Source organism: Pseudooceanicola atlanticus, from assembly GCF_000768315.1.
GTDB classification, from domain to species: Bacteria; Pseudomonadota; Alphaproteobacteria; order Rhodobacterales; family Rhodobacteraceae; genus Pseudooceanicola; species Pseudooceanicola atlanticus.
This window is the reverse complement of sequence record NZ_AQQX01000003.1, coordinates 406754-421890: the sequence shown is the minus strand read 5'-3', so window position 1 is coordinate 421890 and position 15137 is coordinate 406754. Positions and strand designations below refer to the sequence as shown.

General features: G+C 65.4%; 14 protein-coding genes. 9 read left to right on the top strand and 5 right to left on the bottom strand.

Features of this window, described 5'->3' with window-relative positions; genetic code table 11:
• The first annotated feature begins 41 nt into the window (after positions 1-41).
• Genes ATO9_RS09885 through ATO9_RS09875 form a run of 3 tightly spaced genes read left to right on the top strand, consistent with a single transcriptional unit; the run spans position 42 to position 3045 of the window.
• A complete protein-coding gene (locus ATO9_RS09885; protein ID WP_043747960.1) occupies positions 42-944 on the top strand; it encodes an MBL fold metallo-hydrolase in 903 nt (300 codons plus the stop codon).
• Positions 944-2263 (top strand): MmgE/PrpD family protein, encoded by a 1320-nt coding sequence (locus tag ATO9_RS09880; protein WP_052418219.1) that lies wholly within the window; start codon positions 944-946, stop codon positions 2261-2263. The genes ATO9_RS09885 and ATO9_RS09880 overlap by 1 nt, the downstream gene beginning before the upstream one ends.
• Positions 2260-3045: an N-acyl homoserine lactonase family protein gene (locus ATO9_RS09875; protein WP_052418218.1), complete on the top strand. Its 786-nt coding sequence runs from the start codon at positions 2260-2262 to the stop codon at positions 3043-3045. Before ATO9_RS09880 ends, ATO9_RS09875 begins: the two co-directional genes overlap by 4 nt.
• A gap of 209 nt (positions 3046-3254) precedes the next feature.
• On the opposite strand, the gene ATO9_RS09870 is transcribed toward ATO9_RS09875, so the two are convergent.
• The 4 genes from ATO9_RS09870 to ATO9_RS09855 are packed head-to-tail and all read right to left on the bottom strand — an operon-like array spanning position 3255 to position 8092.
• Entirely contained in the window at positions 3255-4721 is a 1467-nt protein-coding gene (locus ATO9_RS09870) for a patatin-like phospholipase family protein (protein WP_052418217.1), read from the bottom strand.
• A gap of 16 nt (positions 4722-4737) precedes the next feature.
• Positions 4738-6135: a sensor histidine kinase gene (locus tag ATO9_RS23450; protein ID WP_162183066.1), complete on the bottom strand. Its 1398-nt coding sequence runs from the start codon at positions 6133-6135 to the stop codon at positions 4738-4740.
• Positions 6110-6805 (bottom strand): response regulator transcription factor, encoded by a 696-nt coding sequence (locus ATO9_RS09860; protein WP_043747958.1) that lies wholly within the window; start codon positions 6803-6805, stop codon positions 6110-6112. Before ATO9_RS09860 ends, ATO9_RS23450 begins: the two co-directional genes overlap by 26 nt.
• 18 nt (positions 6806-6823) lie before the next feature.
• The gene (locus ATO9_RS09855) at positions 6824-8092 is read right to left on the bottom strand and encodes a S1C family serine protease (protein WP_043747956.1); all 1269 of its coding nucleotides are present in this window, start codon (positions 8090-8092) and stop codon (positions 6824-6826) included.
• A gap of 151 nt (positions 8093-8243) precedes the next feature.
• Here ATO9_RS09855 and ATO9_RS09850 point away from each other — a divergent pair, with 151 nt between their 5' ends.
• On the top strand, positions 8244-8891 hold the full coding sequence (locus tag ATO9_RS09850) for a hypothetical protein (RefSeq protein ID WP_043747953.1): 648 nt from the start codon (positions 8244-8246) through the stop codon (positions 8889-8891).
• Positions 8892-8921: 30 nt separating this feature from the next.
• Here ATO9_RS09850 and ATO9_RS09845 read toward each other — a convergent pair whose 3' ends face one another.
• Positions 8922-9533, bottom strand: coding sequence for a TetR/AcrR family transcriptional regulator (locus ATO9_RS09845; protein ID WP_043747951.1), 612 nt, complete (start codon positions 9531-9533; stop codon positions 8922-8924).
• A gap of 253 nt (positions 9534-9786) precedes the next feature.
• Between ATO9_RS09845 and dctP the strand changes: the two genes are divergently transcribed.
• The 5 genes from dctP to ATO9_RS09820 all read left to right on the top strand — a co-directional run bounded on the left by dctP (position 9787) and on the right by ATO9_RS09820 (position 15134).
• Positions 9787-10827 carry a TRAP transporter substrate-binding protein DctP gene (gene dctP / locus ATO9_RS09840; RefSeq protein ID WP_043747948.1) on the top strand — a complete coding sequence of 347 codons (1041 nt, stop codon included), beginning with the start codon at positions 9787-9789 and terminating at the stop codon, positions 10825-10827.
• Between the two features lie 177 nt (positions 10828-11004).
• Positions 11005-11511: a TRAP transporter small permease subunit gene (locus tag ATO9_RS09835; protein ID WP_238318710.1), complete on the top strand. Its 507-nt coding sequence runs from the start codon at positions 11005-11007 to the stop codon at positions 11509-11511.
• The gene (locus tag ATO9_RS09830) at positions 11508-12824 is read left to right on the top strand and encodes a TRAP transporter large permease (RefSeq protein ID WP_043747942.1); all 1317 of its coding nucleotides are present in this window, start codon (positions 11508-11510) and stop codon (positions 12822-12824) included. Before ATO9_RS09835 ends, ATO9_RS09830 begins: the two co-directional genes overlap by 4 nt.
• 4 nt (positions 12825-12828) lie before the next feature.
• Positions 12829-13986 carry an iron-containing alcohol dehydrogenase family protein gene (locus tag ATO9_RS09825; RefSeq protein ID WP_043747940.1) on the top strand — a complete coding sequence of 386 codons (1158 nt, stop codon included), beginning with the start codon at positions 12829-12831 and terminating at the stop codon, positions 13984-13986.
• On the top strand, positions 13986-15134 hold the full coding sequence (locus ATO9_RS09820; protein WP_043747936.1) for an acyl-CoA dehydrogenase family protein: 1149 nt from the start codon (positions 13986-13988) through the stop codon (positions 15132-15134). Before ATO9_RS09825 ends, ATO9_RS09820 begins: the two co-directional genes overlap by 1 nt.
• Positions 15135-15137 lie beyond the last annotated feature (3 nt).

The following is a 15137-nucleotide window of genomic DNA, read 5'->3' as shown; positions in this document are numbered from 1 at the left end:
CGCCCCGCATCCCGCGCCCATCCGCGCCGCAGGTCCGCCCCATGCTGACCGGGCTGGATATCGGCGCCATGCGGATCGACCTCGTGCCGGAAATCCGCTACCGGCTGATGCCGCGCGAGTTTCTCTTCCCCGATCTCACCCATGCCGACCAGCAGCGCAATGCCGACTGGCTGGGGCCGCAACTGCTGCACCCCGACACGCTCGCCGTCGGCATGGCCTTCCAGGCCTACCTGATCCGCGCCCGTGGCCAGAACATTCTGGTCGACACCTGCAACGGCAATCACAAGAGCCGCCCCTCCGCCCAGTGGCAGCATGACCTCAGGTCGCATAACTTCCTGACATCGCTCGCCGATCTCGGCCTGCGCCCCGAAGACATCCATATCGTCCTCTGCACCCACCTGCACACCGACCATGTCGGCTGGAACACCCGGCTGGTGAACGGCGAATGGGTCCCCACCTTCCCCAATGCGCGCTACGTGATGAACCGGGCCGAGTTCGACCATTACAAGGCCTGGCTGGACCGGGTGGACGACCCGAAAAAGGTCATGCACGGCTCCATCGCCGATTCCGTCCTGCCCGTGGTCGACCATGGCCAGGCCGAATTCGTCTCGGACACCGCGCAGATCCTCACCGAAATCGGAGAAGAGGTGTTCCTCTCTCCATCCCCCGGCCATTCCCCGGGCCATGTCTGCATCCATGCCCGCGCCAGCGGGGCTGAGGCCGTGGTCTCCGGCGACGTGATCCACCACCCGGTGCAGCTCGACATGCCCGACCTGGTGATGCGCGCCGATGCCGATCCGGACCTCGCCGCGCAATCCCGCCGCAAGGTGATGGAACATTGCGCGGGCACCGGTGCGCTGCTCTGCGCCGGGCATATCCCGTTCCATTCGATCTCCCGCGTGCAGGAAGGGGGGCAGGCCTTCCGCCTTGCTCCGGCCGGGTAATGGGCGCGACGGCGGACCTGGTCGACTTCGCCCTGCGGGCCGATCCGCCGCCCGACATCCTGCGCGCCGCCACCCGCCATCTCGTCGACACGCTGGGCGTCACCGTGGCCGGGCTGGGGCAGGGGGTGGCCGCGCGCCTTGCCCCGCTGCAACCCGAGGGCGACCTGCCGCTGCCCGGCCACGCCGCGCGCCGCTTTGCCACCGATCACGCCTATCTCTGCGGCACCGCCGCCCATGGGCTGGAACTCGACGACGGCTACCGCGAGGGCTCCGTGCATCCCGGCGTCGCCATCCTGCCCGCCCTCATGGCCGAGGAGCTGGACCATCCCGTCACCGGCGCCCGCTTCCTCACCGCCTACGCCGTCGGGTACGAGGTGATCTGCACCCTCTCGGCCACCCTGCACCCCGCGCTGCGCGATCACGGCTTCCACCCGACCTCCGCCGTCGGGCCGCTGGGCGCCGCACTTGCCATCGCGCGGCTGCGCGGCTTCGACGGGGCGACCGCCGAACGCGCCCTCGGCCTCGCCGCGTCAGAGGCCGGCGGCCTCTTCGCCTTCCTCGGCGGCGGCGGAGAGGTCAAGCGCCTTCATGGCGGCCTCGCCGCGCGCGGCGGGTTGATGGCGGCGCGCCTGGCAGCCCGGGGCGTGACCGCGCCGCAGGCCATCCTCGAACGCCCCTCCGGCTATGCCCAGGCCTTCGCAGGCCTCGCCCCGGACAGCCTGAGGCTCGACCTGCCGGGCCGCTGGCGGATGACCCAGTGCTACATCAAGCCCCATGCCTGCTGCCGCCACCTGCAACCCGCGCTCGAGGCGCTGATCCGGCTGCGCCAAAACCATGCGCTGACCGACACCGACATGTTGGCAATCGAGGTCGAAACCTATTCCATCGCCGCCGCCCATGCCGGCACCGGCTGGGGCGACATGGCGACGGCGCAGCTCTCCTTTCCCTACGTGCTGGCCCAGGGCGCGGCCAAGGGGCGGGCGGCGCTGGCGGATTTCGAACCCGCCGCCCTGGGCGAAGGCCATGCCGAACGCCTGCAGGACCGGCTGACCATCCGTGCGACGGGCGAAATGGACGCGCTCTACCCGCGCCAGCGCCCGGCCCGGGTGACGATCCGCACGGCACAGGGCGACCTCACCGCCTTCGCGCCCGAAGCCTCCGGATCGCCCGATATCCCGGTGACGGATGCGGCGATCACAGACAAGTTCCTGGGCCTCGTCGCCCCGCACAGCCCAACGGCCCCGGCCTGGTGCGATGCGCTCTGGCAGATCGGCACCGCGCCATCCGCCGCCCCCCTGCTGATCGGAGATCACCCATGACCTGGACCCGTATCCTTGCCGTGCATTATGCCGACACGATGCTCGATTACGGCACCTGCTACGCCGCCCATCCCGGCGACACGCGGCCCCAGCAGATCGACTATGCCTTCTGGGTGCTGCTCGGGCCGGACGGACCGGTGATCGTCGATACCGGGTTCAATGCCGATATTGCCGCCCGCCGGGGCCGCAAGGCGGTGCTGCCGCCGGATCAGGCCCTGTCGCTTCTGGGCATCGACCCGGCCCAGGTCGCGCTGGTGATCATGACCCACCTGCATTACGACCATGCTGGCAATTCCGACCTCTACCCAAATGCCCGCTTCCTTTTGCAAAAGGCAGAGTGGGAGTTTGCAAACGGCCCGGACATGACCGACCCCCTGCAGGGCGCCCATTACGAGGCCGAGGATCTCGCCCGCTTCCAGGCCCTGCTCGACACCGGCCGACTCGAGCTGATCGAGGGCGAAGCCCGCCCGCTGCCCGGCCTCTCCCTGCATCTCGTCGGCGGCCACACGCCCGGCCAGATGGTGCTGCGGGTCGAAGGGCCCTCTGGCCCCGTCGTCCTCGCCTCCGACGCCCTGCATTTCTACCGAAACGATGGCCCCGACGGCGTCTTCCCCGTCACCAAGGACGCGGAGGCCGAAAAACGCGGCTACGTCACCCTCCGCGCCCTCGCCGGGAACAGCTACCGTGTCGTCGCGGGCCACGATCCGGAAAATCGCGCGCGCTACCCGGCGCACGAGGCCTCTGACCGTATCCTCGACGTCACCGACACGCCCCGGTTCTGACCCGCAAGGGATCGGCGCGCGCCTCGTGCCTGCCCACGCCGATCCCCCGCTTCATCTTGCCGAAAATACTCACGACGCAGCGCTGCTCCATGGCGCTACACCGCAGAATGGGGCGTCAAAACCCCATCCGGCCCCAAACCGATCCCGCACCGACGCGATACCGATGTGATACCGACACAATACCGACGTCCCGTTCGGTGGGGTCACGATCAGCGTTTGACCGGCACGATCAGCCGAGCCCCGGCCGGGATCTGGCGTCGCCCGCGCTCTCCCGGCGCGTCGCCGCCGCGGTCGCTGGCCACCAGGAACCCGTTGAATTCGGCATTGGTCCGGGTCGCGATCCGGCCCGCCTCGATGGCCAGGTCGACCTCTTCGGTCTTCAGTCGCAGCCGGGTCGGAATGTCGTCCAGCTTGCGCTTCATGCCCTTGGGCACATCCTTGAACGAGATCAAACCTACGAAGAATTTCAAGTCCTTGCAGTCCCAACCCGCCGCCGTGCCACGCAGCCGCGCGACCTCTCCGCGGCTCAGGGAACAGCGATATTCGACCAGGTCCGCCTGCCATTTGTCCAGCTGCAACCGCATCGCGTCATAGCCCGTCCGCGAGGCCGCCGACATGGCCGAGGACGCGATCGACATCGCCAGGTTCACCCCGCCCGGACCGCGCAGCTTCTGCGTCCACTTGTTGTCCTGCTGCACCCCCGCATCCGCGACGAGGAACAGCAACCTCTTGAGTTTGACCGCTTCCTGCGCCGTCAGCGGCGCATACGGCACCTGCGCCCGCGCCCGTTCGACCGCCAATCCGGTGGTGCCGAAATTGTCGGTGATGCCGCCATCCAGCAGCTTGACGTATTTGACGTCCTGCGACTGGGCGTAGCTTTCCAGCGCGGCGCCGTGGGCCTGCATGGCGTAGGTCGCCTCTGAGTTGAACCGGGCCGCGGTCAGCCAGTCGGGTTCCGAATAGCTGCACTTGTTGCGATGCGTCTCGATCACGATGGGCGAGAAAACCAGCGGGAAGGCGGCAGAGGCCGCCACCGCATCCGAGATCGGGAAGTTCGACAGGTCCGAACAAAGTGCGTCAAATGTCTCGGGGGAAAAGAGAAAGGTCGTCTGGTTCGCCACGTCCGAGGCGTTGATCCAGGTCTTGATCCGGGACCGTTTGCGCAGGTCGCCGAAGGTCGCGCCATGGAACAGGGTCTCGTCCAGGAAACGCCCGAAGGTCTGCCGTCCATTGGCCCCGCCGGACAACCCCTTGGCGATCGTGATCGGGTTGATCGGGCTGTTCGCCATGTATTTCTCGGCGTCCTTGATCAAGTAGGTGTCGCGATACCGGCTGACCCCCTTGGGCCCGTGCAGCCCGAAATAGGCCGCCGTCACCGACCCGCCCGACACGCCTGTGACCAGTCGCACATTCGACAGGATACCGTCGGGATCGTCGCCGGTCGCCGTGGCCGCGCGCAACTCCTCCAACATGCCATGGGCAAAGGCCGAGGCCCGCATGCCGCCGCCCGAAAAGGCCAGGCCCACATAGATATCGTCCGCCGCCGCCGCCACGGCCTCGGTTTCGACAAGCGAAAGGTTGCGCCCCTCGGGGAGCACCTCGTTCAGCGGCGGATTGAGCGCCGCACAGCCGGCAAGCCACGCCGGTATGGTGAACCATATCAAACGGTTGAGCATCTGGCCTGTCCCCCGATCAGGTGTCGTGAAGCATAGGCCAGGCGATTTCGATTCTGAAACCTTTTTCGGTCGCGGGCAGGTCGATCCTGGCCCCGTGGCGCGTCGCGATGGCCCGCACCAGCGCCAGGCCCAGCCCATGCCCCGCCTTGTCCGCGTCGCGTTCGGCCCGGGTGAACAGCTCGAACGCATTGGCGCGCAGGTCTTCGGGCACGCCCGGCCCGGTATCGGCGATGACCATGCGGATGCGGTCGCCGTCGAGGTGCAGGCTGACCCGGATCGCATCGCCGGGATGGCAATACTTGATCGCGTTGTCGATCAGGTTCGACAGCACCTGCGCCACCAGGTTCCGTTCGCCAAGTATTTGGCATCCTTGGGTTATATCGCCGGTTAGGGTCATATCGCCGTCTTCGGCCAATGGTTCGTACAACTCCACCACCTCGGCGGTCAGGGCGGACAGATCGACCGGGACCAGCCCGGGCCGCTGCCCTCGCGCGGCCTCGGCCGAGGAGATGTCGAGCAGGCTGTCGAAGATCCGGATGGTGGAGGCCATGTCGGCGTCGATCCGCTCCAACGCCTCGTCCTGACCGGTCAGGGACGACAGGCGCTGCCGGATGCGGTTCAGGGGCGTGCGCAACTCGTGGGCAATCATGTCGGCCAGGCGCTGGCGGGCGCGGTCCAGCGTTTCGATCCGGTCCAGCATGGCGTGGACATGGGCTTCCAGGGCGCCGAATTCGTCACCCGATCTGGGGCCGGGCAGGCGGGCGGCCAGGTCGCCTTCGGCCACGCGGTCGGCCAGGGAATTCAGCCTTGCGATCCGGCCCAGGGTAAACCGGCTGACCAGCCACCCGGCCAGCAGCGACAGCACGACCAGCCCGATCCCGACCTGCCAGATCAGCCGCCGCAGATCGGTCAGGGTGGCCAGCGCCGGCGTCTCGGCGCGGGCGGCCAGGAAGGGAAACCCGCCGGGCAGGGTGCGCGCGACGCCCCGATAGGTGACGGGGCCTGCGGGGCCGGGCAACATGTAGCTCTGCTGTGGTTCGGAGGCGAAGCCGTCGCCCGTCGTCTCGACCCCGTCGGGCCAGGCGGCGGCATTGCCGGCAAGCGTCGTGCCGTTGCGATCCTGCAGTAAATACAAGGCCGTACCGGGCGGGGTGGACCGGGCGCGGAACTCCACCGCCTCTCGCAGGGCGGGGATGCGGCGCTGTTCATAGATGGCGGCAAAGCTTTCCAGGTCGGCGGCCAGAAGCTCGGCCTGGCGGGTCTGCAGCGAGGCGGCGGTGACCCGGTATTGCAGCGCCATGGCCCCCAGCGACAGCAGGATGATCCCACCGGCCACCAGCAGCGTCATGCGCAGGCTGGCGGATCGGGCCAAGGTCAGGCGACGGCGTTTATTGCGGGGCGGGGTCAAAGACATAGCCCTCGCCGCGCGCGGTGTGGATCGCCGGATGACCAAGCGCCTGTTCCAGCTTGCGCCGCAGGCGTCCCACATGCACATCCACCACGTTTGTGCCCGGATCGAAATGCAGGTTCCACACGTTTTCAAGCAGTTGCATCCGCGTGACCACGTCCCCGGCATTGCGGGCGAAATAGGAAATCAGCTCGAATTCCTTGGGGCTGACGGCGATATGGGTCTGCCCGGCATGCACGGTGCGGGCCTTCATGCGGATTTGCAGATCGCCGAAGGTGACAAGATCGTTGTCCAGCACCTGCATCGCCTGCCGCCGCAGCAGGGCACGGAGCCGGGCGCGCAGCTCGTCGGGGTCGAAGGGTTTGGCCAGGTAATCGTCCGCGCCCTTTTCCAGCCCCTCGATCTTGTTGGCGGCGCGCCCCAGGGCCGATACGACCATGACCAGCGCCGTGGACCCGGCCGCGCGCAGCTTGGCAATCGCGTCGATCCCGTCACCGCCGGGCAGCATGCGGTCGAAGACGATGACTCCGTAGGCGCCGGTCTCGGCCTCGGCGATGCCGGCGGGAAAGGTGGTCTGGATGGTCGGGGCCGCCCCGATATCGCGCACGGCCTGGGCCAGCGCCTCTGCGGCGACGCTGTCATCCTCGACGATCAGGATGCGGGGAAGGTCGGTCATGGCGATATGTCCTTCGGATCAGAACAGGGTCACGTCGGGGTCGAGCGCATTGGCCCCCCCCAGCGGCCGCATCGTGCGACGCGACGGGTCTAGCAGAATGTGCAGGTGGCTGTCGCCCCGGCGCAGGCGCAGCAGGGCCGGAGGGGCGACGCTGAAATCGGGATCGGAGAAGGGGACGCCGTCAATTGCCTCGATCACATCGCCCTGGGCAAGGCCTGCGGCATAGGCGGCGCCGGTTTCGTCGATCTGGTCGACGGTGCCGTCTGCGGCGAGGGTGACGCCGAAAGCTGCGATCGGGCGCGGGGTCGGGGCGGCGCGTTGCGCGGTCTGGATCGTGTCGGCCTGCGGTTTCGGGGTGAGGGGCAGGTCGATGCTCAGTTGTTGCTCCCCGCGGGCGATGTCGAGGCGCGCGCTGTCCCCGGCCTCGGCCAGCGTCATGGAGAGCGTGCCGGGCTGGTTCAGCGTGGTGCCCGCCGCCTGCAGGAGGATATCGCCGGGTTCGAGACCCGCCTGGGCCGCCGCGCCGCCGGGGGCAACGTCATCGACCAGCAGGCCACGTCCTTCGGGCACCGCGAGCGCGCGGGCGATGCCGGCGTCGATGGGGCGCAGGGCGAGGCCAAGATCGGGCAGGGCGGGCAGGTCGCCCTCGGCGAAGGCGTCCAGGATGTCGGCGGGGATGGCATAACTGATCCCCACGAAATAGCGCGACCCGTCCGCGATGCGGGAATTCAGCCCGATCAGCCGCCCCGACCGATCGACCAGCGGTCCGCCGGAGGATCCGGGATTGATCGCCGCGTCGTGCTGCAGATAACGCACGGGGACCGAGGGCAAAACCTGCCGCCCGGTGGACGAGATGATGCCACGCGTCGCCGTGAACTCGGTCTGAAGTGGTGCGCCTGTGGCAAAGATCGCGTCGCCGGTGGCCGGAGCGTCACCGGGCTTCAACCCGCCATCCAGCCGGGTGTCGAGGTGCAGCATCGCGATGTCCCGGTCGCTGTCGCGGGCGGCTACGCGGGCCATCACCCTCTCGCCGTCCCGCGTCACGACCTGCAGGCGATCCTGCCCGGCCACGACATGGGCATTGGTCAGCGCGACATCGCCGCGCCGCCACAACGTGCCGGAGCCGAGGAAAGCCCCGTTCTCGGCGTGGCGCAGCACGAGGGTGGCGTTCAGGGCGCTGCGGATCGCCTCGCCGTCCCGTTGCGGATCGCGGACCAGCCAGGCGCCGATCAGAAGGCCCAGGCAGGCGGCGAGGGCGGTGAGGCTCCAAACTCTGCTCGATTGCATGCGGTTGTCCGTTTCGTTTCCTCTAGGCCTACCCCAGGCGGCGGGGTCGTTCATGTGACAAGTGTCGTCATACTGGCCCGATCCGGAAGAAATCCTTTGAAATCTTATTCCTGCTTCGCATTATCAGCGCAAGTGACCTGGAGGAAACGATATGAGCTGCCGCCTATCAACCCTGTCCGCGCTGAGCCTGTCGGCGTTGATCCTGCTGCCGACGACCCTGTCCGCGAACCCCGTGCGCAACGCCGAATTGTCGGCCCGCCTCTACGAGGCCGCGGTGGACCTGAAGGACCCGATGCTGGCGATTGCCGCCGCGCGGCTGCGCAAGTCGGTGCTGGCGCGCCGCGTCGATGTCGAACCGGTCAAGGATGGCCCCGCACCCTCCGACCCGACCTATGACCGGCTGATGTCTTGGCAGGATATGCTGGACACGGCTCGCGAACTGGCCCCGGGGGACGAGGTGATCGCCAAACTGGCCGAGGACGTGAAGTTTGCGGGCACCAAGGGCGTGACCTCGGGCGAGGTCTACTCGATCACCACGATCCGCGCGGGGGGCACCGACAGCTATCCGCCCATGACCTATACGGGCGGCGAATATGCGGATGTCTATATCGAGGGGGCCAAGTCGTCCGCCGACCTGAACGTCTTCGTGCGGGACAAGCAGGGGCGGCTGGTCTGTTCCGACACCGATATCAGCGCCATCGCCTATTGCGGCTGGCGGCCCGGCGCGACCGAAGGCTACACGGTCGAGGTGAAGAACAAGAGCGGCATCGCCACCTCCTATTCGCTGATCACGAATTGAGGTCGCGACCCGGCGGGCGGCGGCGCGGGTTCAGCCCCGCGTCACGATCCCGTTCATGAAGAGGTCGAGGAAATGTGAAGAGACCTCCTGCGGGGTCATCTCGTCATCCTCGGTGTGCCAGCGCAGGATCCAGTTTACCGCGCCGAGGAAGAAGTTCGACGTCACCCGCACGTCGACATTGCGCACGGCACCTTCCTCGATCGCCTTCTCGATCAGCATGCGGCTGTAGCGGTCCAGGTGCTTTCGCCGGTCCAGCAGCTCGGATTGGTGGTCGGCGGGCAGGGCGCGGATGTTGGCCATGGTGGTATAGGCGCCGCGCTCTTCCATCAGAAGTTCCATGAACCGCTTGTAAAGATGGCATAATTTCTCGAACGCTGTGCCGTCCTTGGCCTCGGCCTCAAGCCGGGCGGTCTGGCCGCAATTATAGGTCAGCTTCAGGCATTCGTAGAGAAGCTGTTCCTTGTTCTTGAAGTAATAATAGAGCGCCGTCTTCGTCACCCCGATCTCGTCCGCGATCTCGTCGAGAGAGGTGGCGTGATAGCCCTTTTCATTGAAAATCCGAGCCGCGACCTTGAGGGCGGCGCGTCGTTTCAATTCCCTGATCTCTTCGCGCGAGGCAACGGCCCCATTCCAGTTGGCCATGGTCCATCCGATCAATTCTGCTACGCGGAATTTGCACGAAGCAGCAAGTATTTCAACTCCCCAGCTTGGTTTTCGTCCGGCGAGTCACTGAAAAGCAGCCTAGCGCATTTTATTGACGCATGAGTAAAAAAGTGTTCTGATCGGTTTGCGGGGGGAGACAATGGGAGAAATATATCCTGTACTCCCTCTGTGATCCGGATTGCCTGGCCGATGCAGCCGCGACCGGATCCATATATGGTCTAGGGAGGATTATATGACCAATTCTAAGAATGTGAACCGTCGTGCCCTGCTGCGCGGCGCGGGTGCCGCATTTCTCGCCGCTCCGGCGCTTGTTGGCAAAGGTATCGCGCAGGGCAAGGTGACATGGCGCGTGCAATCGCACTGGCCCAAGGCGTCCAGCTCCTTCACCGACAGTCTTGGCGTCCTGGCGACCGCGCTGGAAGAACGCACCGAAGGCGCGTTCAAGCTTGAACTGTTCGGCGCCGGCGAATTCGCCAAGGGCCCGGATATCTACAACCTGATCCGCAAGGGCGTCGTGCCGATGGGGACGGTGTCGCCGTCCTATATCCTCGACAAGGCGCAGGCGGCCGGCTTCCTGTACGGCATCCCCGGCACCTTCCGCGAGAACTGGGAACCGCAGCAGGCGGCCAAGAACCTCGGGATCGAGGACATGGTCAACGAGGAACTGATTCCCGACGGCGTCCGCCTGATGTCCGAGAAGTCCTACCCGACGGAAATGGTCGTTTCGAAGAAGATCGAAAGCGCGGCCGACTTCCAGGGGCTCAAGATCCGGTCCTCGGGCACGATGCTGGACTACCTGGCGGCAGCGGGTGCAGCCCCGCAATACATCCCCGGTTCCGAACTCTACCAGTCGCTCAGCTCGGGCGTGGTGGACGGCGCGCATTGGGGTGCGGCCATCGGTGCGAAGTCGATGTCGCTGTGGGAGGTCTGCAAATACCATTGCAAGCCCGCACTCGGCTTTACCATCGACGCGTTCATCTTGAACGAGGAACAGCTGCAGGGGCTGGACGAAGACCTGCGCCAGGCGATCCTCGACCTGATGGAAATCCGCTTCTTCCGCCGCTCGGCCGAATACATGCACAAGGAAGCCATCGCGTTGTCCTCGGGCATGGAAGAGAACGGCGTTGAAGTGATGCAGCTGCCGGACGACGTGCTGGAGATGTTCGCGAAAGCCTCGACCGAAATCCTCGAGAAGGAAAAGGCCAAGGGCGAAATCGCAGAGCGTGCGCATGCGGCCTATACCGGCCTGATGTCGGATCTCGGCTACCTCTAAGTCCGCATCCGGGGCCGCGGCATCCTTCGCGGCCCCATCACGACATGACTGCCAGTGCTTTGCGGATCTGCCTCCTGTCGGGCGGGTCCGATGCGGCACTGCATGCTTTCGGGAATTCAGAGAATGTTTCAGGTCGCCCGTGCCATCACGAGCTTTAACCGTTGGATCGGAAGGTGGGTGTCCCTCGCCGTTCTGATCCTTTTCGTCTTTCTGCTGGCCGATGTGGTCATGCGCTACGTCGTTGGGGCCCCCGCGATCTGGACTGCCGAATTGGCCGTCCTGATCTTTGGTGGCTACGCGATCCTCGGGGGCGGCTACCTGTTGGCCGAACGGGGACACGTGAACGTCGACATCTTCTACGGCAGCTTCAGCCAGAAGAAGAAAGCGCTGATCGACCTTCTGACCTGGCCGCTCTTCATCTTCTTCGTCGGGATCCTGTTCTGGGAAGGGTTCAAGATCGCGCTGGAAGCCATCGAGGACATGGAGCGATCGAACTCGCTCTGGAAACCCTATCTCTGGCCCACGAAATCGCTGATCCCGGTCGCCGCGGCGCTTCTGCTGCTGCAGGGCTTCGTGCGTCTGTGGGGCGATATCCGCATATTGATGGGCCTTCCGGTGCCGGAGGACGTCTTTGGCGTCCAGGCGCCCGATGAAACCCCGCATGGTGAGGAGGCCGAGGTATGAGTGTCGAACTTCTGACGCTGATCTTCTTCGGCGCCCTTCTTTTCTTCGTCCTGATCGGGACCCCGCTGGTCTTCGTGCTGGGCGGTATTTCGGCTGCATTCCTGTGGTACGAGATGGGCACGATCGGGTTCTACCTGATCGGCTCCAAGATGTGGGACGCCATGGCGAACCCCACGCTCATGGCTATCCCGCTCTTTGTGTTCATGGCGATCCTGTTGGAAAAATCAGGGGTCGCCAATGACTTGTACGACATGATGCACGTCTGGTGGGGCGGTCTTCGTGGCGGTCTGGCCATCGGGACCGTGCTGATCTGCGTGATCTTCGCTGCCATGTCCGGGATTTCCGGCGCGGCGGTCGTGACCATGGGCACCATCGCCCTGCCCAAGATGCTGGAGCGGGGTTACGATAAAAAACTTGCCTTGGGGGCCATCAACGCCGGCGGGGGCTGGGGCATCCTGATCCCGCCGTCGATCCTGATGGTGCTTTACTCGCTGCTGACCGAAGTGTCGGTGGGCCGTCTGTTCGCAGCCGGGATCGGGCCGGGCCTCACGCTCTTCGTACTGGTGTCGATCTATATCGGCGTGCGCTGCTGGTTGCAGCCGCATATGGGCCCCGCGCTTCCGAAAGAGGAGCGCGCAGGCTGGGGGCCAAAACTGCGGTCGCTCAAGGCGGTGATCCTGCCGATCATGATCGTGGTCATCGTTCTGGGTGCCATCTTCGGCGGGTTCGCAACCCCGACCGAAGCGGCCGCCGTCGGTGTTTTCGGCGCGCTGTTTGCAACGGCGGTGAACCGGCAATTGTCCTGGAAGGTCATCCACGAGGCGGCCATCGCGACGCTGAAGCTGACCGCGCTGGTCATGTGGATCCTGTTCGCGGCGCATGCCTTCTCGACCGCCTATACGGCGCTTGGGGCGCAATCGCTGATTTCGGACCTGATGGCCTATATCCCGGGCGGCAAATGGGGCGCATTGGCCTTCATGCTGTTCGTGCTGTTCCTCTTCGGGATGGTGCTGGACCCGGTCGGTATCATGCTGATCACGCTGCCGGTTTTCCTTCCGGTGGTGCAGGCGTCGGGCTTCGACCCGATCTGGTTCGGCATCCTCTTCATCATCATGATGGAGGTCGGCTACATGACCCCGCCCTTCGGCTTCAACCTCTTCTACCTGAAGGGTGTGGCACCGCCGGGCGTGACCATGGGCGATATCTACGCCTCCGTGATTCCTTACGTGATCGTGACCCTGATCGGGGTTCTGCTGATCATCCTGTTCCCCGGGATCGCGCTTTATCTTCCTGAACTTTTCTTCAGCAGGTGAGACCATGACACTATCCGCAACCTTCACCCTCAACTGGCCCGGCGATGCGCTGTTCGGCGCAGGCCGTGTCGATCAACTGGGCGATGTCCTGGCCACACGTGGTCAGAATGCCGCCCTGATCGTCACCGATGCGGGGGTGGAGGCTGCGGGCCTTCTGGGGCGGGTCACCTCCGCCCTGGATCGCGCCGGTGTGGCGCATGACGCCTATACCGGCGTCAATCCAAACCCGACCACCGCCAATGTCCGCGAAGCCCGCGAGATGTGGCAGGCCGGATCCTACGACGCGCTGATCGCGCTTGGCGGCGGGTCGAGCATCGACACGGCCAAGGGCGCGATGGCGGAAATCCTGACGGGGGAGGAGGCCTTTGCCTCGTTCCAGCGTGACGTCGACAAATCGGACCGGGCGGTGCCACCGTTCTACGCATTGCCGACCACCTCGGGCACCGGGTCGGAATGTTCGCTGGGCGCGGTGCTGAAGAGCCCTGAACGCAAATTCGTGATCCGCGGGCGGCTGTTGCAGCCGACCACCGTGGTCATGGACCCCGAACTGACCCTGTCGCTGCCCCGCGGCATGACCGCCTGCACTGGCTTCGACGCCTTCGCCCACGCCATCGGCGCCTTCACCAACAACCAGGTCAACCCGATCGCGGACGAGCTTGCCCTGGCCTCCATGCGCCTGTCGATCCAGCACCTGCGAACTGCAGTGGAAGAGCCTTCAAATCTTGATGCCCGCGCAGGTGTTATGATGTCATCATATCTCGGCGGTTTCTGCATCGGTCAAAAGGGGGTCGACGGCATCCACGGGCTGTGCACGCCGGTGGAAAGCGTGGCCTCGACCGTGCACGGGCAGGTGCTGTCGACGCTTCTGCCGCATGTGCTGCGCTACAATTTCGAAACTCTGTCGGGGCGGTACGCCCTGGCCGCCCGACGCCTGGGCCTGACCGCTTCCGACGATGACCGCGAAGCCTGCGAGGCGATCTACGATGCAGCGCTCGACCTTGCCTCGCTGACCGAGGCGCCCGCGACGCTGGCGGATTACGGGCTGGAGCGCAGCCAGATCCCGCGCCTGACGGAAATGGCGCTGCTCAGCCAGGCGACGCAGCGCAACGGGCGGGACATGCCGGCCGAAAATATCACCAAACTCTACGAGGCAATGATCTGATGTCTGCCGTGCTTGATACCGAACAGCAGATGCTGAAGGACCAGATCGACAAGTGGCTGGCCGCCAACGTGACGCCGCGCATTGTCGACCACGAGAAATCCGCGACCTTTCCCTTCGAAATCCTCGATGACCTGAAGGAGTTCGGCTATCTCGGCGGCAAGATCCCCGAGGCCGATGGCGGGTTTGACCTGCCTTACGTGACCTGGGCGATGATGATGGAAAGCGCTGGCTATTGCTGGGGGTCCTTGCGGACCATCGTCAATATCACCAACGGCTCCATCCAGAAATTGTCCAATTACGGCAGCGACTTGCAGAAGGAGAAATACCTCGCTCCACTGCTGCAGAACAAGCTGAAGACCTGCACCGGCCTGACCGAACCCAATGTCGGATCGAATGTCCGCGGGATCGAGGCGCGGGCGGTGCTGAAGGATGGCTATTACCACATCTCGGGCCGCAAGTTGTGGATCACCAACGGCGTCAATGCCGATATCTGCCTGATGGTGGCCAAGACCTATTCCGACACCTGCGACGGAGAGCTGTCGACCTTCATCGTGGAAAAGGACATGCCGGGTTTTTCCGCCCGCAAGGTCGAAAAGATGGTCCTGCGGCCCACCGGCACGGCAGAGCTCGAGTTCGACGACGTGAAGGTGCCCGAGGAAAACCGCGTCGGCCCCGAAGGTGCGGCACTGGCCGGCACGCTGGCCGGGCTGAACACCGCGCGGGTCAACATCGCCATGGGTGCGGTCGGGCAGGCGCAGGCGGCGCTGGACCTGTCGATCGAATACGCCAAGACGCGCAAGCAGTTCGGCAAGCCGATCGGGTCCTTCCAGCTGATCCAGAAGCATATCGTGGACATGACGATGCGGGTGAAGGCGTCCCGCGCGCTTGGCTACACCGCCGCGGCTCGGCTGGATGCCGGGGAGGAGGCGCGGGAGGATTGCTCCATCGCCAAGCATTACGCCACCCAGGCGGCGTTCGAGGTCGCGGATATGGCGCTGCAGGTCCATGGCGGGCTGGGCTATTCCTGCGACTACCCGGTGGAACGCATCTTCCGCGACACGCGCGGCGGCATGATCCCCGAGGGCACATCCGAAATTCAGACATTGATTGCCGGGCGGGAAATCCTCGGCATGTCGGCCATCGTTTGAGGA